Here is a 21663-nt window from a genome sequence, read left to right on the forward strand (position 1 = left end):
CACTGATTCACATCAATGGGCCCGCAGCGCTCAAGGCTGTCCGCCACTCAGGCGGAGCAAACTTAAGCTTGCGCGGTGTCTTTCAACACTTGCGCCGTGATGGGCAGGCGACGCACGCGTTTGCCTGTCAGCTTGGCCACCGCGTTGGCAATGGCAGGCGCCACCACCGCCGTGGCGGGTTCGCCAATGCCACCTGGCTTCTCGGTGCTTTGGACCAACACGATGTCAATCTTCGGTGCCTCATGCATGCGCACGGGTTGGAAGTTGTGATAGTTGGTCTCTTGCACGCGGCCCGCGGTCATGGTGATTTGGTGCTTCAGCGCCGCGCCCATGCCAAAGATGATGCTGGACTGAATTTGCGCTTCCACCGTATCGGGGTTGACCATGTGGCCCAAATCGGCCGCCACGGACACGCGGTGCACCTGCACTTCGCCGTTGACATCCAAGCTCACCTCGGCCACTTGGGCCATGTACGTGTCATAGCCTTCCATCAGCGCAATGCCCAAGGCATGGCCTTTGGCCAAGGGCTTGCCCCAGCCCGCTTTATCAGCTGCCAGTTTGAGCACATTGGCAAAACGAGGCTTGCCTGCCAACAAACTCATGCGGTAGTCGTAGGGGTCTTTGCCTGCGGCTTTGGCCAGCTCGTCGATGAAGCTTTCGTTGGCGAAGGCGTTCATGTTGTGGCTCACCGCACGCCAGTAACCCACGCGCACGCCGGTGTCGTGAATCACCAAATCGTGTTGGGTGTTGGCGATGTTGTAGCCCGTCACAGCGGCTTCGGCCATGAATGGGTCCAGCGTGTCTTTGGGCAAACCAAAGGCGCGTTGGGTGACCGACTGCGACGCCACTTTGAAATGCATCGCCACAGGCTTGCCCGAAGCGTCCAAACCGGCTTTGAGCTGGTTCACGCCCACGGGACGGTAGAAGTCGTGCGTCATGTCGTCTTCACGCGTCCAGAGCAGCTTGACGGGTTTGTTGACCGCTTTAGAGATTTGGGCGGCTTGCACGATGAAGTCCAGCTCCAAACGACGGCCAAAACCACCACCCAAGAAGGTGGTTTGCAGTGTCACGTCTTCGGGCTTGAGGCCCAAAGCACCGGCCACCGCACCTTGCGCACCTTGTTGGAACTGCGTTGGGCCAATCAGCAAGGCTTTGTTGCCTTGCACATGGGCCGTGAAGTTCATGGGCTCCAGCGGCGCGTGCGCTTGCATGGGAATGACGTACTCGGCTTCGATCACCTTGGCAGCACCTTTGAGGGCGGCAGCCACATCGCCTTGCGGCTTGGTGATTTCGAGCACTTTGCCGGTTTTCAAAGCTTGGCGGGTGCCGTCGATCACGCTGGCGTCGCTCAAGGCAGCGCCTGCGCCTTCGTCCCACTGAATGCTGAGCAAGTCGCGGGCTTTTTTGGCTTGCCACCAGCTGTTGGCCACCACGGCCACACCGTCGCTGATTTGCACCACATCAATCACGCCCGCAGAGGCTTTGGCTTTCGAACCGTCAAAGCTCTTGACGGTACCGCCAATCACAGGGCACTGCGCCAGCGAGGCGTAGACCATGCCGGGCAACTTCACGTCAATGCCGAACTCGGCCGTGCCGTTGACTTTGACAGCCGTGTCCACGCGCTTGGTGCGCTTGCCCACGATTTTGAAATCTTTGGGCGACTTGAGTGGGGGCTTCTCGGGCACCGGCATTCTGGCTGCCGACTCGGCCAAGTCGCCGTAAGTAGCTTTGAGGCCTTTGGGGCCCGTGACCACGCCTTTGTCGGCCTTGAGCAAGTCTTTGTCGACGCCCCAACGGGCGGCTGCGGCAGTCAGCAGCATTTCACGCACTTGGGCGCCTGCGATGCGCAGCTTTTCCCAGCCATCGCGCACCGAGGTCGAACCACCGGTAATTTGCGCGCCCAGCAAAGCGTTCACGTACACCGCAGCAGGCGGAGCCGCCACGACTTTGATTTGTTTGATGTCCACGTTGAGCTCTTCAGCGATCAACATGGGCATGGAGGTGTATACGCCTTGGCCCATTTCGGAACGGGCCGAGAGCAAGGTGATGACGTTGTTGTCGGCAATGTGCACCCACGCATTAGGGGTGTAGACCGTGCCAGCGGCCATGGCTTCGCCTTGGGTGCCGGGCAGGTTAAAGCCGAGCATCAAGCCGCCAGAGACGGCTGCAGAGGCTTTGAGGAAGGAACGACGCGAGGTGTGTGTCTGTGTCATGGTGGTTCTCCGTCCGTTCAAGCTTTGCGCATCATGGCGGCAGCATCTTTGACGGCAGCGCGCACACGGGTATAGGTGCCGCAGCGGCACAGGTTGCCACTCATGGCTTGATCAATGTCAGCGTCGCTGGGGTTCTTGTTTTTGGCGAGCAACGCTGCTGCGCTCATCAACTGGCCCGATTGGCAATAGCCGCACTGGGGCACGTCGTGCTTGATCCACGCCACTTGCAGGGGGTGGGTGTTGTCTTTGGAGAGGCTTTCAACGGTGGCGACTTTTTTGCCAGACACGGTGGAAAGCGGGGTTTGGCACGAGCGCACAGGCTGGCCGTCGACGTGCACGGTGCAGGCGCCGCACAAAGCTGCACCGCAGCCAAATTTGGTGCCGGTCAGGCCCAGTTCATCGCGAATCACCCACAACAGCGGGGTGTCTGTGTCGGCATTGGCCTTGGCGGCTTTGCCGTTGATTGAGAAGTCAACGCTCATCGAGGTCTCCTGTTTTTAAAAAGTTCCAGAACGGCGCAAGCATAGTGGCCTCAGATGCGTTCAAAATCAGGCTTACCCTCGATTCAGTCTCTCAAAGCTCAATCTTTCTCACCTTGAAACAGCGCTCCTAGTGCGATTACTTATGAACGACATTGCCAACCTTCGCAAAAGTTACGAACGCGCGGAACTCAACGAGTCGGCCTCAGCGGCTGACCCCATGCAGCAGTTTGAGCACTGGCTGAAAGAAGCCATCAGCGCCGAAGTGCCCGAGCCCAACGCCATGACCTTGGCCACCGTGGGCAGCGACTTGCGGCCCAGCACACGCGTGGTGCTGATCAAGGGTTACGACGCGCGCGGCATTGTGTGGTTCACCAACTACGACAGCCGCAAGGGACAGCAACTGGCGGGCAACCCGTTTGCTGCCTTGCAGTTTCATTGGGTCGAACTAGAGCGTGTGGTGCGCATCGAAGGCCGTGTCGAAAAAGTGAGCGACGCAGAAAGCGACGCCTATTTCCACAGCCGCCCGCTCGACTCACGCATTGGCGCATGGGCCAGCCCACAAAGCCAAGTGATTGACGGGCGCATGACCTTGGTCAGCAACGCGGCCAAATATGGCGCGCAGTTTTTGCTCAACCCGCCGCGCCCACCTCACTGGGGTGGCTACCGACTGGTGCCCGAGCAATGGGAGTTTTGGCAGGGCCGCAAAAGCCGCTTGCACGACCGTTTGCGCTACCGCAGCGCTAGCGCAGTGCCAGCCAAATCGGCGACAGCGTGGGTTCGCGAGCGCTTGGCACCCTGAGCGGCAAGCTTTGGCGCCTTGAGCGGCCAGCCTTGGCGCCCTTAAAAACTGGCCTGTAAACCCAGCTTCAAGCTGCGCCCCGCCAATGGCGGCGCATTGGCGCCCATGGTTTGGGTCAGCACAGAGGTGGCGGAATAAGCCAGCTGGTTGGTCAAGTTGTCGAGCTTGACAAACATCATCCAATGCGTGGCACCCGTGTGCGTGTGGTAATTCACCCCCGCATTCAGCAAGGTGTAGCTGGCGGTGGTGACGTCACCGGCGTTGGGCACGCGGTTTTGTGCGCCCGCATAAAGCACACCCAAACGTGCGCCCCAAGCCGCTTGGCGCCACACCCAATCCGCGCCTAAGCGCATGGGGGCGATGCGTGGCAAGGGGCGGTGGTAGCTCAAGTCATCGGCACGCACCGCATCGGCGCGCAGCTCCAAATCTAGGTTGCCGTGCGAGGCATTGGGTGTCCACAGGGCTTGTTGACCGCCCACCATGCGCAACTTGGCGGTCGACTCTACGCCCACAAAACGGGCTTGCACGCCTTCGAACTGGTACACCGGCAAGCGGTCTGGTGTGGACGCGCTGACCACGGTGCCGCTGGCGTCTTTGAACTCGCCCGTGGGCTGCAGCGACAAATAATTGGCGAAGCGCGACACAAAGCCCGTCACCCCAAAGGCGTGGGGCCCCGCTTTCCAAGCGCCGCCCACGTCGAGCTGGGTGGCTTTTTCAAGAGTGCTGCGGCGCTCGCCTTGCTCAAACGTTCCCGTGGCTGCGTGTGGGCCGTTGGCAAACAGCTCGTAATCTTTGGGCGCGCGTTGGCTCCAGCCTAGGTTGCTGGTGAGTTGCCAGCCGTTTTGCGCCTCGCCTTGGCGAAAGTTGCGCAACACACCCAGCGCCACGCTGTGCGGGTTGAAACGCTTTTCTTCCGCAGGAAACCGCGTTGGGTCCGTGTGGTCAAGCGACGCCACCGTGACGCCTTCAGCACGCGCCGCGGCACTCACTTGACCCCACGCCGTTTTCAAGGTTTGCAAGGTGAACAAGGCCGTGCTTTGCGTGCGGCTAGACGGCACAAACGCCTCGGTGCCTTGGGCCGTCAAGCGGTTGCCCTCGCGCTGCAAACCCACCACCCCGTCCAATTGCAAACCGTGGCCCAAGGCCTTGGCTTGCTGACGCGCTTCGACACGCACGTCGTTGCCCGCGTTGTCAAAACGGGTGCCCACTTGCGCGCCTGGGTATTCGGTGTGGGTATATTGGGTGTGGCCCCACTGAAACTTGAGCGCTTGCAGCAGATCGCCGCCTTCGCGCCACTCGCCTTCCATCACCGTGTGACGGCGCTGCATGCCAATGGTCACATCGGGCTCGGCCACGGTGCCGTAGCTGCTGCGGTATTCGCTGGTCGACAAACCCAGGTAGCCACGGTCCAACAGCAAGGTGGCCCCCACGCCATTGCCTTGCGTGTGGCTGGCCGAGTTGCAGACCCGCGTTTGGCGGGTAGTCACGCCGTTCAAGCTGCAGTCCATCGTTTGGGGAACGCGCAGGTTGCCGGTGTGGCGGTCAAAGGCGTCCACATGCAAGGCGAAGCGGTCGTTGCCCGCCTCGACCATCGCGCCCGTGCTGCGCTCACGCGCCGCACCACCCGCTCGCAGCTCGGCCTTGCCCATGGCGCCGCCTTGTGCGTCAAACGCAGGTTCGCGGGCAATGCGGTTGTCGATCACGTTCACCACGCCACCCAAGCCGCTGCTGCCGTAGAGCAAGGTGGCGGGGCCGCGCAACAGCTCAATGCGCTCGGTGGTCAACGGGTCCAGCGGCACGGCATGGTCAAAGCTCAGGCCCGACACATCCATGTTGGCGCCACCGTTTTGCAAAATTTGAACGCGGTCGCCGTCCAAACCACGAATGACAGGGCGCCCCACATTGGGCCCAAACGAACTGTTGGCCACGCCGGGCAAGCTGTCTAGGGTGTCCCCCAAGGTGCTGCCTTGGCGTTGCGTCAGCGCGGCACCTGACAGCTGTTGGGCGGGCACTGACAACGCGCCCGCCGACTCGGGACGAGCGGTGATGGTGACTTCATTCAGTGCCGTGGGTGATGCCGATGCAGCGGCATTGGCCGGTGCTGGGACATTCAGCAGCGCTTGCGCGCTTGCGTCCCCCACTGGGCTGAATAAAAAAGTGGCGACTGCCGCCGCCGTGGCGTGGTGTTTGAAAAGAAAAGACATGGAAATATGGCGCTCTCAGAACCCAGAAATGACAGCGCACAGAACACGTTCCCGTGCGCCAAGAAGACGTCAAATCAGCGCAACACAGGCGGCGCTCGGGCCGCAAAGAAACGTTCAAACAGCGCCAAGCGCGCATACAAAGGCGCGGTGAACCCAAGCGCGGGCAAAGGCAGCACCGGCACCGTCCACACCGCATGCTGCAAGGCATCGGGGCACGCTTGGTCAAACAACTGGCAATCGGCCAAACTGGCATGCTCACCCCACAGGCCTTGCCACACCGAGTCAATGCCCGTGGCCGCAGCAGCCTCCGCCACCACCGACACAGAAGCCGCATGCACCGTCTGCTGGGCATGCACCACGCGGTGCAACTGCCCCAAGGTTTGCCCCCACAGCAATGCCAGCGCCAGCACCCACACGCCCCAATTCACGGCCATGCCCAGAGCCGAGGCCCGCCACGCGCGGGACTGCGCAAACGCACCTCCGCGTGAGGCTGAACCGTGCAGGCGATCAGTCACGCTTCACCCGATCTGCGAAGGTCTTCAAAAACTTCTGCACTTTGGGCGCCACCACATACGCGCAATAGCCTTGATCGGGGTGGTTTTCAAAATAGTCTTGGTGATACGCCTCGGCCGCTGAATAGTTGCTCAAGCTTTGCAACTCGGTCACCACGTGCCCACCCAAACTGGCGTTAACCTCGTCCAACACCTGCTGCGCCACCGCACGGTCTGCTTCATCGCTGAGGTAAATGCCGCTGCGGTACTGCGTGCCAGCGTCGTTGCCTTGGCGGTTCAAGGTGGTGGGGTCGTGGATGACAAAGAAGATTTCCAGCAACTCACGCAGACCGATGCGGGACGGGTCGTACACCAAACGCACCACCTCGTTGTGTCCCGTGTTGCCCTCACACACTTGAGGGTAGGTGGGGTTCAATACATGGCCGTTGCAATAGCCAGACTCCACATCCAACACCCCTTGCACCCGCACAAACACGGCTTCGGTGCACCAAAAGCAGCCTCCGCCCAAGGTGATGACGCGGGCAGAGGGGGAGGCGACGTGAGAGGGCTGTGTCATGGACGCGATTCTAGGGGGGCTGTGTGACACAACAGACCGAGGCAGCCAGCATGATCGGCTACATTACTAACCCATCAGTCATTAGCCGCCGTGTCCACAGAAACCACCCTCCCCAGCCTTGAACCGACGCCCAAACGCGAGCGTCGCAAAGAAGCGCGTCCACGCGAATTGCTAGATGCGGCCTTGGCCCTGTTTGTCGAAAAAGGCTTCACCGCCACCCGATCTGAAGAGGTCGCGGCGCGAGCTGGTGTGTCCAAGGGCACGCTGTTTTTGTACTTTCAGAGCAAAGAAGACCTGTTCAAGGCGGTGATCCGCGAAAACATTGGCAGCCTTTTCCCCGCCTGGAACGAAGAGCTCGACACCTTTGAGGGCAGCAGCACCGACATGGTCAAGTACGCCATGCGCGTCTGGTGGGAGCGCGTGGGCAACACGGCGGCCAGCGGCATCGCCAAGCTCGTCATGAGCGAAGCACAAAATTTCCCTGAAGTCGCGGCGTTTTACCAAGCCGACGTGGTGGTGCCAGGCACCAAGCTGCTGCAACGCATCTTGCAGCGCGGTGTCGAGAGCGGCGAGTTTCGGGCGATGGACACCGACAAAGTGGTCTACACCCTCATCGCGCCCATGATTTTTTTGATGATGTGGAAACACTCCATGGGTGCGTGCGCCGCCTCGGCCAACATCATTGATCCCCAAGAATTCATCCAAATGCAAGTCGACATGCTGCTCAACGGCATGCTCACTCGGAGTACCCCATGAAAAACAAAACCCGTTGGCTCATCATCGCGGTCATCGTGCTGGCCTTGATTGCAGGCATTTGGCGGGCCTTGGCTTCCAAACGCGCCCAAAAAGAAGCCGCCGCCGCCCCTGCGGTGGTGCAAACCCACATTGAGTTGGCCAACAGCGACGTGTTGACGGCCAGCGTGCGCGACATCACCCAAGGCCTTGCCATTTCAGGCACGGTCAAAGCACTGAACTATGCGGTCATCAAAGCGCGTGTGGCCGGGGAAATCAAGGACATCACTGTGCGCGAAGGCGACGCGGTGACAGCAGGCCAAGTGTTGGCACGCATCGACCCCACCGAGTACCAACGCCGCTGGCAACAAGCCCAAGAACAAGCCCTCGCCGCCAAAGCGCAAATGGAGATTGCCCAACGCCAATGGGACATCAACAAAGCCTTGGTCGCGCAAGGCTTCATTTCTAAAATTGCCTCCGACAACTCACTCGCCAGCTACCAAGGCGCCTTAGCCAGCCACAAAGCAGCCATCGCAGGCGCCGATGTGGCTCGCAAATCGTTGGACGATGCGACTTTGGTGGCCCCGTTTTCAGGCGTGATCGCCCTGCGCGCGGCACAACTGGGCGAGCGCGTCAGCATTGATGCCAAGATTTTGGAACTGGTGGACTTGCGCCAACTCGAAGTCGAAGCGCCACTCAGCCCCAGCGATTCGATCGACGTGCGCGTGGGCCAAGTGGCCACGCTCCAACTCGAAGACCGCCCCACCTACGTGAAGGCCAAGGTGCAGCGCATCAGCCCCAGCGCGCAAGCGGGCAGCCGCAGTGTGATGGTGTACCTGCGCCTTGACCAACCGCAAGGCCTGCGCCACGGCTTGTTTGCCAAAGGCACATTGGGTTTGGGCAAGAGCCAAGTGATGGCGGTGCCCCTGTCGGCCGTACGCAGCGACCGCGCACAGCCCTATGTGCAGGTGGTTGAAAAAGTGGGCGACACCTTTCAAGTGGCCCACAAAACCGTGGTGGTCGGCGTGACCGGCACCGACTTGGCGCAGCCCGAGTCAGAACCATGGGTCGGCGTGACCGGACTTGATGCCGGCAGAACCGTGATCAAAGGTCAAGTCGGGGCCTTGCGCCAAGGTTTGGCGGTGACTTACACCAGCCCTAAAACCAACTAAAGCGCAGCATGTGGTTCACCAAAGTCAGCCTTAAAAACCCGGTCTTCGCGACCATGGTGATGCTCGCCTTTGTGGTGCTGGGTTTGTTTTCTTACCAGCGGCTCAAGATCGATCAGTTTCCCAACATCGACTTTCCGGTGGTGGTGATCACCACCGAGTACCCCGGGGCATCGCCTGAGATTGTTGAGAGCGAAGTCAGCAAGAAAATCGAAGAAGGCGTCAACGCCATTGCGGGCATCAACGCCCTCACCTCACGCAGCTACGAAGGCATGTCGGTGGTAGTGGTTGAGTTTCAACTGCAGATCGATGGCCGCAAAGGTGCAGAAGATGTGCGCGAAAAAGTGGCCGCCTTGCGCCCGACCTTGCGCAGCGATGTGAAAGAGCCCAAGGTGCTGCGCTTTGACCCGTCGAGTCGCGCCATCTGGTCGCTGGCAGTTGTGCCTGAAGCCGCCACCCACGCCTCAGATTCGGGTGACAAAGCCAAAGCGCTGCAAGCGGTCGAGTTGACAAACTGGGCCGACCAAGTGCTCAAAAAACGCTTAGAGAACGTGCGTGGTGTGGGCTCGGTGTCGTTGGTGGGTGGCACCAAGCGCGAGATCAACCTGTACCTGAACCCGCAGGCGATGGAAGCCTTGGGCATCAGCGCCGATCAAGTGGTGAACGCGGTCAAAACCGAAACCCAAGACTTACCCGTGGGCAGCTTGCGCTCGTTGCAACAAGACCGCGTGATTCAAATCCAAGGCCGCCTGTTGCGCCCTGAGCAATTTGGGCAAATCATCGTGGCGCGCAAAGGCACCACACCCATTCGCCTGAGCCAAGTCGCCACCGTCAACGATGGGGCGCAAGAGGTGGAGAGTTTGGCGCTCTACAACGGCCAACGCACCTTGTTGATGACGGTGCAAAAGTCGCAAGACGAAAACACCATCGAAGTCATCGATGGCCTGAACAAAACGATTGCCGAGTTGACCCCGCAACTGCCTGCGGGCGTGCGCTTGGAACAAGTGCAAGACGGCTCACGCCCCATCCGCGTGGGTGTGGCCAACGTGCGTCAAACCCTGATTGAAGGCGCTGTGTTGACGGTGTTGATCGTGTTCTTGTTCTTGAACTCATGGCGCTCCACGGTCATCACGGGCCTCACACTGCCCATCGCCATCATCGGCACGTTTTTGTTCATGTACATGTTTGGCTTCACCATCAACATGATCACGCTCATGGCCTTGTCGCTGTGCGTGGGCTTGTTGATTGACGATGCCATCGTGGTGCGCGAGAACATCGTGCGCCACGTGCAAATGGGCAAAACGCCCTACCAAGCCTCGATGGACGGCACGCAAGAAATTGGCTTGGCGGTGCTGGCCACCACCTTGTCCATCGTGGCGGTGTTTTTGCCGATTGGTTTCATGGGCGGCATCATCGGCAAGTTCTTCCACGAGTTTGGTTTGACCATCGTGGCGGCGGTGCTGATTTCGATGTTCGTCAGCTTCACACTCGACCCCATGCTGTCGTCCATCTGGCACGACCCCACCATTCACGCCCACGGCGAGCACGGCACATCGAATGCGTTTTATGACCGCACGATTGGCCCTGTCACCGCTTGGTTTGAACGCAGCACCGACCGATTGGTCGCGCTGTACCAACACATCTTGCGCTGGTCGCTGCATCACAAACGCGCCACCGTGGCGCTGGCTGTGGCCACATTTGTGACGAGCATTTTCATGGTGCCGCTGCTAGGCACCGAGTTTGTGCCCAAGGCCGACTTCTCCGAAACCTCCGTCAACTTCTACACGCCGGTGGGTTCATCGCTGGAAGTGACCGAGGCCAAGGCGCAGCAAGTCGAAGCGATCATCCGTGAGTTCCCTGAAGTGCGCTACACGCTGTCCACCATCAACACAGGCACAGCCAACGGCAAAATTTACGCCAACATTTATGTGCGCTTGGTCGACCGCAAAGACCGCCAACGCAACGTCGATCAAATGTCTGCCGCACTGCGCCAGCGCCTGCTGGACGTGCCCGGCATCACCGTCACCCACGCGGGCTTGCTCGACTCGGTGGGCGGCAACAAGCAAGTGGAATTTTCTTTGCAAGGCCCCGACTTGCAAGAACTCGAACGCTTGACCACGCAAGTGATGGGCAAAGTACGCACCATCCCCGGCTTGGTGGACTTGGACTCCAGCATCAAGCCCAACAAACCCACGGTCGATGTGCAAATTCAACGTGAAGCCGCCAACGACTTTGGCCTGTCGCTGGGCGCCGTGGGCAACCAACTGCGCACCTTGGTCGCCGGTCAAACCGTGACCAACTGGCGTGCCGCCGACGACCAAACCTACGACGTGAATGTGCGCTTGAACCCCAACGCCCGCAACACCTTGCAAGACATGGCACGCCTGCCCTTCACCATCGGCACGCAAGCCGATGGCAGCCCGCGTGTGGTGCGCCTGAACCAATTTGCCCAAGTGGTGGAAGGCACAGGCTCCAACCAAATCAACCGCCGCGACCTGATGCGCGAAGTGGCCATCAACGCCAACGTGTACAACCGCTCGGCGGGCGAAGTCTCGGCCGATATTCGCAAAATCATGGATGGCATCCAGTTGCCGCCGGGCTATCGCTACCAATTTGGCGGCTCCACCAAAAACATGGCCGAATCGTTTGGCTATGCCATCTCTGCCTTGGTTCTGGCGATTGTGTTCATCTACATGATCTTGGCCAGCCAGTTCAAGAGCTTCTTGCAACCCTTGGCGCTGATGACCGCCCTGCCCCTGACGCTCATTGGCGTGGTGTTGGCCTTGTTGATGTTTGGCTCCAGCTTGTCCATGTTCTCGGTCATCGGCATGGTGATGCTGATGGGCTTGGTCACCAAAAACGCGATTTTGTTGGTCGACTTTGCCATCCGCGCCCGTGAGCCCCAATTGCAAGCCGACGGCACGCTCAAGCCCGGACTGGGCCGCAACGAAGCCCTGCTGCTGGCCGCCGAAGTGCGTTTGCGCCCGATTTTGATGACCACCCTCGCCATGATTTTTGGCATGGTGCCACTGGCATTCGCCCTGTCTGAGGGCTCTGAACAACGCGCGCCCATGGGCCAGGCGGTGATTGGCGGCGTCATCACCTCCTCGCTGCTGACCTTGGTGGTCGTGCCCGTGGTGTATTGCTATTTAGACGATTTGGCCCAATGGCTGCGGCGCAAATGGGCGTCAGGCTCTGACAGCACAGCCCGTTAAAATTTTGCCCAGCTTTCACTTACCGATTTTGGAGTTTTGAGATGAATACCCAAGAACAAGCCCGCTTCAACATGGTCGAACAACAGATTCGCCCTTGGCAAGTGCTCGACAAAGCCGCTTTGAGCGTGTTGTCGCAACTGCCCCGTGAATTGTTTGTGCCCCAGGCCTACCAAGCCCTGGCCTACACCGACACCGAAATCCCGTTGGCCAATGGCCACAGCATGTTGCCTCCCCGCGTCGACGCCCGTTTGATGCACGACCTCGAACTGACTGGCACTGAAAAAGTGTTGGCCATTGGTGTGGGCAGTGGCTATTTGTGCGCCTTGGTCGCAGGCCGTGCCCAACGCGTGATCGGCTTAGAGATCGACGCTGACTTGGCCGCCAGTGCCCGCGACAACCTGCAACGCGCAGGCGTGAGCAACGTGGATGTGCGCGTGACCAACGGCAACCAAGGCGCTGCGGGCGATGCCCCCTTCGACGCCATCGTGCTCGGCGGCTCCGTGGCTGAAGTGCCCCAAGCCTTGTTGCAACAACTCAAAGTCGGCGGCCGCCTGTTGGCCATCGTGGGCCAAGACCCCGTGATGTGCGCCACTTTGTTCACCCGCACCGGCGATGCCGCATGGAACAGCAAGGCCTTGTGGGACACCACGGCGCCACGTTTACAAGGCTTTACAGAGCCAAGCCGCTTCCAGTTCTAAAAGTTCGGCATGATCGATCAGATTCAACCGGCCCAGCTCTCAGACTGGATCACCGCCCACGCCGCCGACGGCGCCACCGTCGTGCTGGATGTGCGCGAACCTTGGGAGATTCAAACCGCTTGCGTGACGCCGCAAGGGTTTGAGTTGGTCAAGATGGTGATGCACACCATCCCCGCTCGGCTGAATGAACTCGACCGCAACCGCCCCATCGCTTGCCTGTGCCACCACGGTGCGCGCAGCATGCAAGTGGCCGCTTTTTTGGCCCAACAAGGTTTTACCCATGTGGCCAACATTGCGGGCGGTATTGACGCTTGGTCGGCGCAGGTGGATGCCACCGTGCCTACGTATTGATTGACAGAAAGACACTTATGAAGTTCTCGCGCATCCTGTTTCGCACACTGCCCCTCGCCGCCGCTGTCGCCTTGACATTCGCCAGCGCCGCCCAAGCCCAAAGCTTGGTCGACATGTACGAGGCAGCGCGTGGCTACGACGCGAGCTTCATCTCTGCCAAAGCCCAGTTTGAAGCCAACTTGGCCAAAGCCAACCAAACCTTGGGCGGCGTGCTGCCCAACATCGCGCTGTCGGCGAGTGCGTCGCGGACTTACTTTGATTTCCGCCCCGACACACCGACAGTACCTGCACAACAGCGTTTTTACGGCACAGGTTCAGCCGCGATCACCCTGACCCAGCCTATCTACCGCCCAGCAGCTTGGGCCGCCTACAAACAAGGCGGTCGCTTGCTTGAACAAGCCGCAGCCCAATACGAAGCAGCCGAGCAAGACTTGTTGGTGCGCGTCTCGCAAGCCTACTTTGACGTGCTCACCAGCGAGGACAGCTTGGCCTCCGTGCAAGCGCAAAAACAAGCGGTGCAAGAACAATTGGCCTCGGCCAAACGCAACTTTGAAGTGGGCACCTCCACCATCACGGGCGTGCGCGATGCGCAAGCCCGTTTTGACCTGAGCACGGCCCAAGAAATTGCCGCAGAAAACGACTTGCGCATCAAACGCTTGGCCTTGGATTTGGCTGTGGGCATGAGCAATGCCAAACCCAAGCGTCTGGCCAACCATTCACAACTGATTCCAACCCCTGCAGAAGATGTGAGTATTTGGGTCACCCAATCTGAAACCTCTAGCCCTGCCGTGCGTCAAGCGCAGTTGGCACTGGAAGTTGCCACCCTGGAAGTGGACAAAGCCATGGCTGGCCACAAACCCACGTTAGATGCGCAATTGGCGTACTCAGGCATCCGCAACGACGGTGGCAACGCCACGGGCGCCGTGTCGTCACACATTTACAACCCCTCCGCCGCCATCGTCTTGAACGTGCCCATCTTCGCGGGCTTCGCCACGCAATACCGCGTGAAAGAAACGGTCTCGCTCGAAAACAAAGCGCGCTCAGACTTTGAAAACGCACGGCGCAACACGGCCCAAGCCACACGCACCGCCTACTTCGGTTTGGTGGCAGGTCTCAGCCAAGTCAAAGCGCTAGAAGCAGCTGAAACCTCCACAAAAAGTGCATTGGATGCCAACAAGCTAGGCTACTCGGTGGGCGTGAACATCAACATCGACGTGTTGAACTCACAAAGCCAGCTCTACCAAACCAAGCGCGACTTGGCCAAAGCGCGCTACGACGTGTTGGTGGGCAACCTCAAACTGCGCCAAGCCAGCGGCACGTTGACGCCGCAAGATCTGCAGCCCATCAACGCCTTGCTGGCCCCTTAAACGCTCGCCTTTACGCCCTAGTCAGCGCACAAAGCGCTGAAGCTGAATCAGGGCGCTTGCAGGTAAGGCAGCAGCGCTTGAGCCGTGCGCTGCGCGGCGCCTTTGTGCTCTTGTGAAAACGTCCAGCAGGCTTGCACATGCGCGTTTTCATCCGGTGCTGAAGCCACCATTTGCAAAGCCGTGACCACCGCTTCGGCCATGTCGACCACGCGCAATGCAGCACCCGCGGTTTCAGCCAACTCAGCCGCTTCGGCGAAGTTGAAGGTGTGCGGGCCCATAACGACGGGGCAGCCGCAAGCCGTGGCCTCGATCAAGTTTTGCCCGCCCAAAGGCGCAAAACTGCCGCCCAACAACGCGGCATCTGCCAAGCCGTAATACAAGGCCATTTCGCCCAAAGAATCGCCCAACCAAAGGGTGTCATCGGCTTGCGCCACATCGGGCCCATTCACCCAAGCGCTGCGGCGTGACAGCGTAAACCCACGTTGCGTGATGAGCGCCGCCACTTCATCAAAACGCTGGGGATGACGCGGCACCACCAACCAATGCACCGCATGAAAATGATGCTGCGCATCGAGCGGCGCATCTTTGAGGGCCTGCAAGGTATCGAGCCACATGAGCTCTTCGCCCTCGCGTGAGCTGGTGAGCAACACCACCGGACGCGTGAGGCTTTGCTTCCAAGCCGTCGCTTGCAGCAGTTGCTGCGCATCGGGCTTGGCGTCGAATTTCAAATTGCCCAGCACGCCGTCGACCTTGGCGCCCAGTTGCCGCAAACGTTCGGCATCGGCTTGCGTTTGGGCAAACACCGCCGTCAAGCCTTGGTACGCTGGGCGCGACAGCCAAGCCAAACGCTGCGCTTGGTGCATGCTCTTGTCGCTCATGCGGGCGTTGACCAACAGCATGGGCACATTCGCTTGGCGACATAACGCCACCCAGTTGGGCCACACCTCGGTTTCTAAAACGATGGCCGCACGGGGCTGGAAATACTGCAAAAACCGCTGCACCACCGCCGGCGTGTCCCACGGTTGCCAGACCTGCACATCGCCGTCTTGCAACAGGCTTTGGCCTTGTGCGCGCCCCGTGGCCGTGCCGTGGGTCAGCAAAATTTTCAACGCGGGTGAGTCAGACATTGCTTCGCGCAACGCTTGCAGCAACACTGCTGCCGCACGGGTTTCGCCCAGCGAGACCGCATGCACCCACACATAAGCCACGCCACTTTGCGCGGCACTGGGCTGCGTGTAATGACCAAACCGTTCGTCGATGGCCACTAAATAGCCAGGCTCATCGACACCACGGCGCTTGAGTTTGCGGCGCAACAAGGGCTGCAAGGCTTGCAGCACCCAGCCGTAAACCGTGCGTGTGATGACAGCACCACTCATGCTTGCAGACATTGCTGCCAAGCCCGCCACACCGCATCGACTGTGGGGGTGGGCACATCGATCACGCTGGTTTGACGGCGCAAGCCCTCGGGGCCCGTGCGCCATGCAGTGTCAAAGTTGTAAATCTGCACATGCGGCAAGTCGAGGGCCACCGCGATGTGGCTCAAGCCGCTGTCCACCCCGATCACGCCGGTGCATTGCGCCATCTCGGTGGTGAGTTGGTCCAAAGACAAGCGCGGCCAAACGTGTGCACCCGGCAACATGTCCGCCAAGGCAAGGCTGCGCAAGCGCTCTTCTTCATTGCCGTGGGGCAACACCACGTCTAAGCCTGTGGCTTTCAAACGCTGCCCCAATTCATGCCAGTGGGACAAAGGCCACTCTTTGTCAGCGCGTGAGGTGCCATGCACCAACACCACCACAGGGCGACGTGACACGGAAATGGGTGCGTTCACCGTCGCGCTGGGTTGTGCTGACCCCAGCCCGAAATTCACCGATGCTGGCACGGCATAGCCCAAGGCTTTGGCACACAACACACGCCCACGGTCCACCGCATGGATGTGCGGCGTGATGCGAACGGCCACATCGGCCACCCAACGCGTGGGGCGTTCGTAGCCTGAGCCTTCGGTTCGGTTGGCCATGGCGTAGCGCTTTCCGCTTGGGGTGGTGCGCGCCAACCAAGCCACCAAAGCCGATTTGGTGAGGCCTTGCAAATCGATCACCACGTCATAGGCATCGCGCTGCAAATCGGCTTTGAAGGCTTGCCATTCGGCACGAGTTTGCGCACGCGTGTCCGCCTTGAAAAAGGCTTTGCGCCAACGGCGCAGCTCACACGGAATCACACGGTGCACGGCCGGACAGCGCGCAGCCAAGGGGGCGAAGCCACGCTCGACCACCCAATCAATTTGGGCATGGGGAAAGGCGGCTTGAATGTCCATCACGGCGGGCAGGGTGTGCACCACATCGCCCAAGGACGAGAGCTTGACGATGAGCACTCTCAAGGGCGCTTGACGGCCCGACAAACCAGACGAAGCGGGCGTGCCTAATGTGGTGGGCAGGCCCAAGGGTTCAGCCTCGTTCAATGCGCCGCCTCTTGGAACGCCGCATCGGGCTTGACGCGACGCAACAGCGCCAGCATGTCGTGCTCAATGCGCGTCAGCGCTTCTTGGGTTTGGCCTTCAAAGCGCAACACCAAGACCGGTGTGGTATTGGAGGCGCGGATCAAACCAAAGCCATCGGCCCAGTCAATGCGCAAGCCATCAATCACACAGGCTTCGGGTTTGAACTCGGGCGAAGGCAGTTCGCCCGACGACACCAACTGCTGCAACTCTGCGCTCAAACGGTGGGGCTCGCCCTCGGAGCAGCCGACGTTCAACTCGGGGGTGGAGAAGCTGGTGGGCAAGGCGTCCAACACCGCATTGGCATCGGGGCTGCGGCTCACGATTTCGAGCAAGCGGCAACCGGCGTAGGTGCCGTCGTCAAAGCCGTACCAACGTTCTTTGAAAAAGATGTGGCCACTCATCTCGCCGCCCAAGGGCGAATCGACTTCTTTCATCTTGGCTTTGATGAGCGAGTGGCCCGTTTTGAACATCAACGCTTGACCGCCCGCTTCGCGAATGGCGGAGGCCAAACGCTGCGAGCACTTCACGTCAAACACAATCGCGCCGCCAGGCACACGCGACAGCACGTCGCGGGCGAACAAGGCCATTTGGCGGTCGGGGTAAATGTTGTTGCCGCCTTGGGTGACGATGCCCAAACGGTCGCCGTCGCCGTCAAACGCCAAGCCCAACTCAGCACCCGAGGTTTTCAGAGCCTGAATCAGGTCTTTCAAGTTTTCTGGCTTGCTGGGGTCTGGGTGGTGGTTGGGGAAGTTACCGTCCACCTCGCTGAACAGTTCAACCACTTCGCAACCCAAAGCGCGGAAGATGCCGGGCGCGGTGGCACCGGCAATGCCGTTGCCGCAGTCGACCACCACTTTCATGGGGCGGCTCAAACGCACATCACCCACGATGCGGGCCACGTAATCGGCCGTCACATCGACCTGCTTGACCGTGCCGCCCGCTTTGAGCGCCCAGCTCTCCGCTTCCATGATGTGACGCAAGCCTTGAATTTCGTCGCCGTAAATGGCGCGGCCACCGAGGACCATCTTGAACCCGTTGTAGTCCTTGGGGTTGTGGCTGCCCGTGACCTGAATACCGCTCTTGCAAAGCGTGCTGGCCGCAAAGTACAGCATGGGCGTGGTGACCGCGCCCACGTCGATCACTTGCACGCCCGCCGCGACCAAACCGCGAATGAGTGCCTCCACCAGCGAAGGACCGCTCAAGCGGCCATCGCGGCCCACGGCCACCGTGGTTTCGCCCGAAGCCGCGGCATGGGTGCCAAAGGCACGGCCCAAGGCTTCGGCCACATCGGTGTTGAGGGTGGAGGGCACGACACCACGGATGTCGTAGGCTTTGAAGATGGAGGCGTTGAGTTGCATGGTTTTCATTGTAATAAGCCCGCACTATGATCAATTCCTATGAACCACAGCGCACTTTTGCCACACCTCGTTCAAACCGTGCGGCCCAGTCCACTGGGGCCCGTGCTGTTGGCTGCAGGTCCGCAAGGCTTGAGCGGTATTTGGTTTGTGGGTCAGCAACACTTTCCAGACAACACCGCGTGGCGCGACGATGACGCACACCCCGTGCTGCACGCTGCACATCAACAGTTACAGGCTTATTTCGAGGGCAACCTTCAAACCTTTGCGCTGCCTTTGCAGTTCATGGTGGGGACGCCGTTTCAACACGCGGTGTGGCGGGCGCTGCAAGACATTCCGTTTGGCCACACCACCACCTACGGCGACATCGCCCAGCGCATTGGCAAACCCCAAGCTGTGCGCGCGGTAGGTGCCGCGATTGGGCGCAACCCTTGGAGCGTGGTGGTGCCTTGCCACCGCGTGGTGGGCGCCAATGGCTCGCTCACAGGTTATGCGGGCGGGCTGGATCGTAAAACGCACCTGTTGGCCTTAGAAGCACGCCTGAACAGTCGCATCCAATGACCGAAGCCATGTTGCCTTGGCGCCAATGGGTGCCTGAATTTGTCTTGCTCGCGCTGCTGTGGGGCACCTCGTTTTTGTTCATGCGCGAAGGCGCCCACGCCTTCGGCCCGTTTGCCACCGCGTGGGTTCGCGTGAGCTTGGCCGCACTCATGCTCACGCCTGTGCTGCTGTGGCGGGGTGAGACGGACTTGCTGCGCCAGCACTGGCGCCCCACCTTCATCGTGGGTCTGTTAAATGCGGGCATTCCTTTCGCGTTTTATGCCTACGCACTGCTGCACATCAGCACGGGTTTGTCGTCCATCCTCAACGCCACCACGCCACTGTTTGGCGCGGTGATCGCGTGGTTTTGGCTGGGCGACAAACTCAACCCATTGCGCGCGCTCGGGCTGGCCTTGGGCTTTGGCGGCGTGGTGCTGCTCGCCAGCGGTGTGCCTGGTGGCATCTCGTTCAAGGCAGGCGGTTCGGGCTTGGCCGTTGCCGCGTGCTTGGCCGCCACCTTGTGCTACGGCTTGGCAGGCAGCTTCACCAAGCGCTACTTGCAAGGCATTCCGTCCATGGTGACCACCAGCGGCAGTTTGTGGGGGGCGAGCTTGGGGCTTTGCGTACCCGCCTTGCTGACGTGGCCTGACGCGTGGCCGCCACTGCGGGCTTGGGGCGCACTGGCCATCGCAGGTTTGCTGTGCACGGCCTTGGCGTATGTGCTGTATTTCCGCTTGATGACGCGCACGGGCCCAGCACGCGCCATGACCGTGACTTACCTCATCCCCGTGTTTGCCAATCTGGTGGGAGTGGTCTTTTTAGACGAAATCGTCACACCCTGGATGCTGGGCTGCGGCGTGGTGATTGTGCTGGGCACCGCCTTGGCCTCGGGCTTGATTCAACGTCGCGGCTGAGTCACCCTCGTCACTGACTCGCACAAGACAAACCCTAGTTCTCAAATGGTTCAGCAAGCATTAGCATGCTAACCATTCAAATTGAACGAGGAGTTTTCTGTGCGTATTGCCACCTACCGCTATCAAGATCAACGCCATGTGGGCCAAGTGTCTGCCGATGGTCAAACCGTCACCGCCTTTGACGTGCCCGCCGATGTGGCCGAGCACGGCGCGCTGCGCTTGATCGAAACTGTGATGGCGGGCGGCACCTTGCCCGCATTGACGGCCCAAACCGTGGCCGTGGCCGATGTGAAACTCGAAGCCCCCATCCCCCTGCCCCGTCGCAACATCTGGTGCGTGGGCCGCAACTACCACGAGCACGCCAAAGAGCTGTCGACCTCTGTCTTCAAAGACAGCAACACCAACACCCAAGCGTGGCCCATCGTGTTCACCAAGGTGCCGGAGTGTGTGGTGGGTCCGTTTGACGATGTGGTGCTGCCGGGCGCCGCCGTGTCAGACCAAATCGACTACGAATCAGAGCTGGCCGTCATCATTGGCCACGGCGGCAAAAACATCGCCGCCGCTGACGCCATGAAGCACATCTACGGCTACACCATCGTCAACGATGTGACGGCACGCGACGTGCAAATGCGCCACCAACAATGGGACATGGGCAAGTCGTTTGACACCTTCTGCCCCATGGGCCCGTGGTTGGTGACGGCCGATAAGTTGGACGGCACACACACCCGCGTGCGCGGCATCATCAACGGCGAACAGCGCCAAGATGGCCCCACCGAGAACATGATTTTCGACATCCCCACGCTGATCGAAACCATCTCACGCGGCATCACGCTGTACCCCGGCGACATCATCGCCACGGGCACACCCGCCGGTGTGGGCATGGGCTTGAAGCCACCCCGTTATTTGAAAGCCGGTGACGTGGTGCGCGTCGAGATTGACGGCATCGGCCACATCGAAAACAAATTCGTCTAAGCGTCCACGTCACGCAAATAGACAGCTGACAGGAGACACCCATGACCATACGCCGCCACCTCGTGCTTCGCGGATTGACCGCAGGCTTGCTCGCCTCAGCCGCAGCTTGGCCCGCTTGGGCGCAGGAAGACTACCCATCGCGTCCCATCACGATGCTGGTGCCCTTCCCGCCCGGCGGCGTGGCGGACACCGTGGGTCGCCCTGTGGCCGAGGCCATGGGCCGCTACCTCAAGCAAGCGGTGGTGATTGAAAACAAAGGCGGCGCGGGCGGCGGCATTGGCATGGCGCAAGTCGCCAAGTCCAAAGCCGATGGCTACACGGTGTTGATGGCCCTGTCCTCGCTGGTGGTCTTGCCCGAGGCCGACAAAGTGCTCAAACGCGCGCCCATGTTTCAGCTCGATCAGCTCAAACCCATCGCACGTTTCAGCGCCGACCCGACCGTCTTGGTGGTGAAGGCCGACAGCCCTTGGAAAAACTACGCCGAGTTCATTGCCTACGTCAAAGCCAACCCCGCCAAGGTGTCGTTTGGTTCGTCGGGCAACTACGGCACCATGCATGTGCCGATGGAGCAACTCAAGGCGGCCACTTCTAGTTTCATGTTGCATGTGCCCTACACAGGCGCAGGCCCTGCGGTGATGGCCTTGCTGTCTGGGCAAATCGAAGCCTTGTCGACAGGCCCCGCCAGCGTGACGCAACAAATCAAAGCCGGCAAACTGCGTGCTTTGGCCCATTGGGGCGATGGCCGCTTGGCCGCCATGCCCGATGTGCCCAGCCTGAAAGAGTTGGGCGTGCCCATCAGCTACGCGCAATGGTCAGGCATGTTTGTGCCTGCCAACACACCCGCTGCGGTGGTCGAAAAGCTGCGACAAGCGGCCAAATTCGCAGCAGCTGACCCACGCGCCAACCAAGCGCTGGTCGCCGCGGGCACCTCTTTCATGTTTCAAGACATGCCGGAATTCGAGCGCTACGTGCAAGCCGATGCCAAAGACATGGCCGCGCTGGTGCAACGCATTGGCAAGGTGGACTAAGCCTGATACAATAGTTGATCGCTTTAGTCGACTTCTAGCCCGCACCTCTACAACGCGCGGGC

The 21663-nt window shown here is 60.3% G+C and carries 19 protein-coding genes; 11 read left to right on the forward strand and 8 right to left on the reverse strand.

The window, feature by feature from the left end:
* Nucleotides 1-62: 62 nt before the first annotated feature.
* Complete coding sequence (locus C5F52_RS11760) at nucleotides 63-2213, reverse strand: xanthine dehydrogenase family protein molybdopterin-binding subunit (protein ID WP_104798525.1); 2151 nt, start codon at nucleotides 2211-2213, stop codon at nucleotides 63-65.
* Between the two features lie 17 nt (nucleotides 2214-2230).
* A complete protein-coding gene (locus C5F52_RS11765) occupies nucleotides 2231-2695 on the reverse strand; it encodes a (2Fe-2S)-binding protein (protein ID WP_104798526.1) in 465 nt (154 codons plus the stop codon).
* A gap of 142 nt (nucleotides 2696-2837) precedes the next feature.
* On the opposite strand from C5F52_RS11765, the gene pdxH reads away from it, so the two are divergent.
* Entirely contained in the window at nucleotides 2838-3494 is a 657-nt protein-coding gene (gene pdxH / locus C5F52_RS11770) for a pyridoxamine 5'-phosphate oxidase (RefSeq protein WP_104798527.1), read from the forward strand.
* Between the two features lie 41 nt (nucleotides 3495-3535).
* On the opposite strand, the gene C5F52_RS11775 is transcribed toward pdxH, so the two are convergent.
* The 3 genes from C5F52_RS11775 to msrA form a co-directional block, all read right to left on the reverse strand.
* On the reverse strand, nucleotides 3536-5698 hold the full coding sequence (locus tag C5F52_RS11775) for a TonB-dependent receptor (RefSeq protein ID WP_104798528.1): 2163 nt from the start codon (nucleotides 5696-5698) through the stop codon (nucleotides 3536-3538).
* A gap of 74 nt (nucleotides 5699-5772) precedes the next feature.
* A complete protein-coding gene (locus C5F52_RS11780; protein ID WP_146100073.1) occupies nucleotides 5773-6213 on the reverse strand; it encodes a hypothetical protein in 441 nt (146 codons plus the stop codon).
* A complete protein-coding gene (gene msrA / locus C5F52_RS11785; RefSeq protein WP_104798530.1) occupies nucleotides 6206-6766 on the reverse strand; it encodes a peptide-methionine (S)-S-oxide reductase MsrA in 561 nt (186 codons plus the stop codon). Before msrA ends, C5F52_RS11780 begins: the two co-directional genes overlap by 8 nt.
* Nucleotides 6767-6856: 90 nt before the next feature.
* Here msrA and C5F52_RS11790 point away from each other — a divergent pair, with 90 nt between their 5' ends.
* From C5F52_RS11790 to C5F52_RS11815, 6 genes are read left to right on the forward strand one after another with little or no spacing between them, the layout of a single operon-like run.
* The gene (locus C5F52_RS11790; protein ID WP_104798531.1) at nucleotides 6857-7522 is read left to right on the forward strand and encodes a TetR/AcrR family transcriptional regulator; all 666 of its coding nucleotides are present in this window, start codon (nucleotides 6857-6859) and stop codon (nucleotides 7520-7522) included.
* On the forward strand, nucleotides 7519-8670 hold the full coding sequence (locus C5F52_RS11795; protein WP_104798532.1) for an efflux RND transporter periplasmic adaptor subunit: 1152 nt from the start codon (nucleotides 7519-7521) through the stop codon (nucleotides 8668-8670). Before C5F52_RS11790 ends, C5F52_RS11795 begins: the two co-directional genes overlap by 4 nt.
* 8 nt (nucleotides 8671-8678) lie before the next feature.
* Nucleotides 8679-11882, forward strand: a complete 3204-nt coding sequence (locus C5F52_RS11800) for an efflux RND transporter permease subunit (RefSeq protein WP_104798533.1) — start codon at nucleotides 8679-8681, stop codon at nucleotides 11880-11882.
* A 41-nt stretch (nucleotides 11883-11923) separates the two neighbouring features.
* On the forward strand, nucleotides 11924-12580 hold the full coding sequence (locus C5F52_RS11805; RefSeq protein WP_104798534.1) for a protein-L-isoaspartate O-methyltransferase: 657 nt from the start codon (nucleotides 11924-11926) through the stop codon (nucleotides 12578-12580).
* 9 nt (nucleotides 12581-12589) lie between these two features.
* Complete coding sequence (locus tag C5F52_RS11810; protein ID WP_104798535.1) at nucleotides 12590-12931, forward strand: rhodanese-like domain-containing protein; 342 nt, start codon at nucleotides 12590-12592, stop codon at nucleotides 12929-12931.
* Nucleotides 12932-12948: 17 nt separating this feature from the next.
* On the forward strand, nucleotides 12949-14298 hold the full coding sequence (locus tag C5F52_RS11815; protein ID WP_104798536.1) for a TolC family outer membrane protein: 1350 nt from the start codon (nucleotides 12949-12951) through the stop codon (nucleotides 14296-14298).
* Nucleotides 14299-14345: 47 nt separating this feature from the next.
* Here the strand turns inward: C5F52_RS11815 and C5F52_RS11820 are convergent, their stop codons facing one another.
* From C5F52_RS11820 to C5F52_RS11830, 3 genes are read right to left on the reverse strand one after another with little or no spacing between them, the layout of a single operon-like run.
* Nucleotides 14346-15674, reverse strand: coding sequence for a 3-deoxy-D-manno-octulosonic acid transferase (locus C5F52_RS11820; protein WP_104798537.1), 1329 nt, complete (start codon nucleotides 15672-15674; stop codon nucleotides 14346-14348).
* A complete protein-coding gene (waaC, locus tag C5F52_RS11825; RefSeq protein ID WP_236657836.1) occupies nucleotides 15671-16753 on the reverse strand; it encodes a lipopolysaccharide heptosyltransferase I in 1083 nt (360 codons plus the stop codon). The genes C5F52_RS11820 and waaC overlap by 4 nt, the downstream gene beginning before the upstream one ends.
* A complete protein-coding gene (locus C5F52_RS11830; protein WP_104798584.1) occupies nucleotides 16750-18150 on the reverse strand; it encodes a phosphomannomutase/phosphoglucomutase in 1401 nt (466 codons plus the stop codon). The genes waaC and C5F52_RS11830 overlap by 4 nt, the downstream gene beginning before the upstream one ends.
* 39 nt (nucleotides 18151-18189) lie before the next feature.
* On the opposite strand from C5F52_RS11830, the gene C5F52_RS11835 reads away from it, so the two are divergent.
* From C5F52_RS11835 to C5F52_RS11850, 4 genes are all read left to right on the forward strand, one after another.
* On the forward strand, nucleotides 18190-18708 hold the full coding sequence (locus C5F52_RS11835; protein ID WP_104798538.1) for a methylated-DNA--[protein]-cysteine S-methyltransferase: 519 nt from the start codon (nucleotides 18190-18192) through the stop codon (nucleotides 18706-18708).
* Complete coding sequence (locus C5F52_RS11840) at nucleotides 18705-19601, forward strand: DMT family transporter (protein ID WP_104798539.1); 897 nt, start codon at nucleotides 18705-18707, stop codon at nucleotides 19599-19601. The genes C5F52_RS11835 and C5F52_RS11840 overlap by 4 nt, the downstream gene beginning before the upstream one ends.
* A 99-nt stretch (nucleotides 19602-19700) precedes the next feature.
* Nucleotides 19701-20573 carry a fumarylacetoacetate hydrolase family protein gene (locus C5F52_RS11845; RefSeq protein ID WP_104798585.1) on the forward strand — a complete coding sequence of 291 codons (873 nt, stop codon included), beginning with the start codon at nucleotides 19701-19703 and terminating at the stop codon, nucleotides 20571-20573.
* Between the two features lie 41 nt (nucleotides 20574-20614).
* Nucleotides 20615-21601 carry a tripartite tricarboxylate transporter substrate binding protein gene (locus tag C5F52_RS11850; protein WP_104798540.1) on the forward strand — a complete coding sequence of 329 codons (987 nt, stop codon included), beginning with the start codon at nucleotides 20615-20617 and terminating at the stop codon, nucleotides 21599-21601.
* Nucleotides 21602-21663: the final 62 nt, after the last annotated feature.

It is taken from the genome of Limnohabitans sp. TS-CS-82, assembly GCF_002943475.1.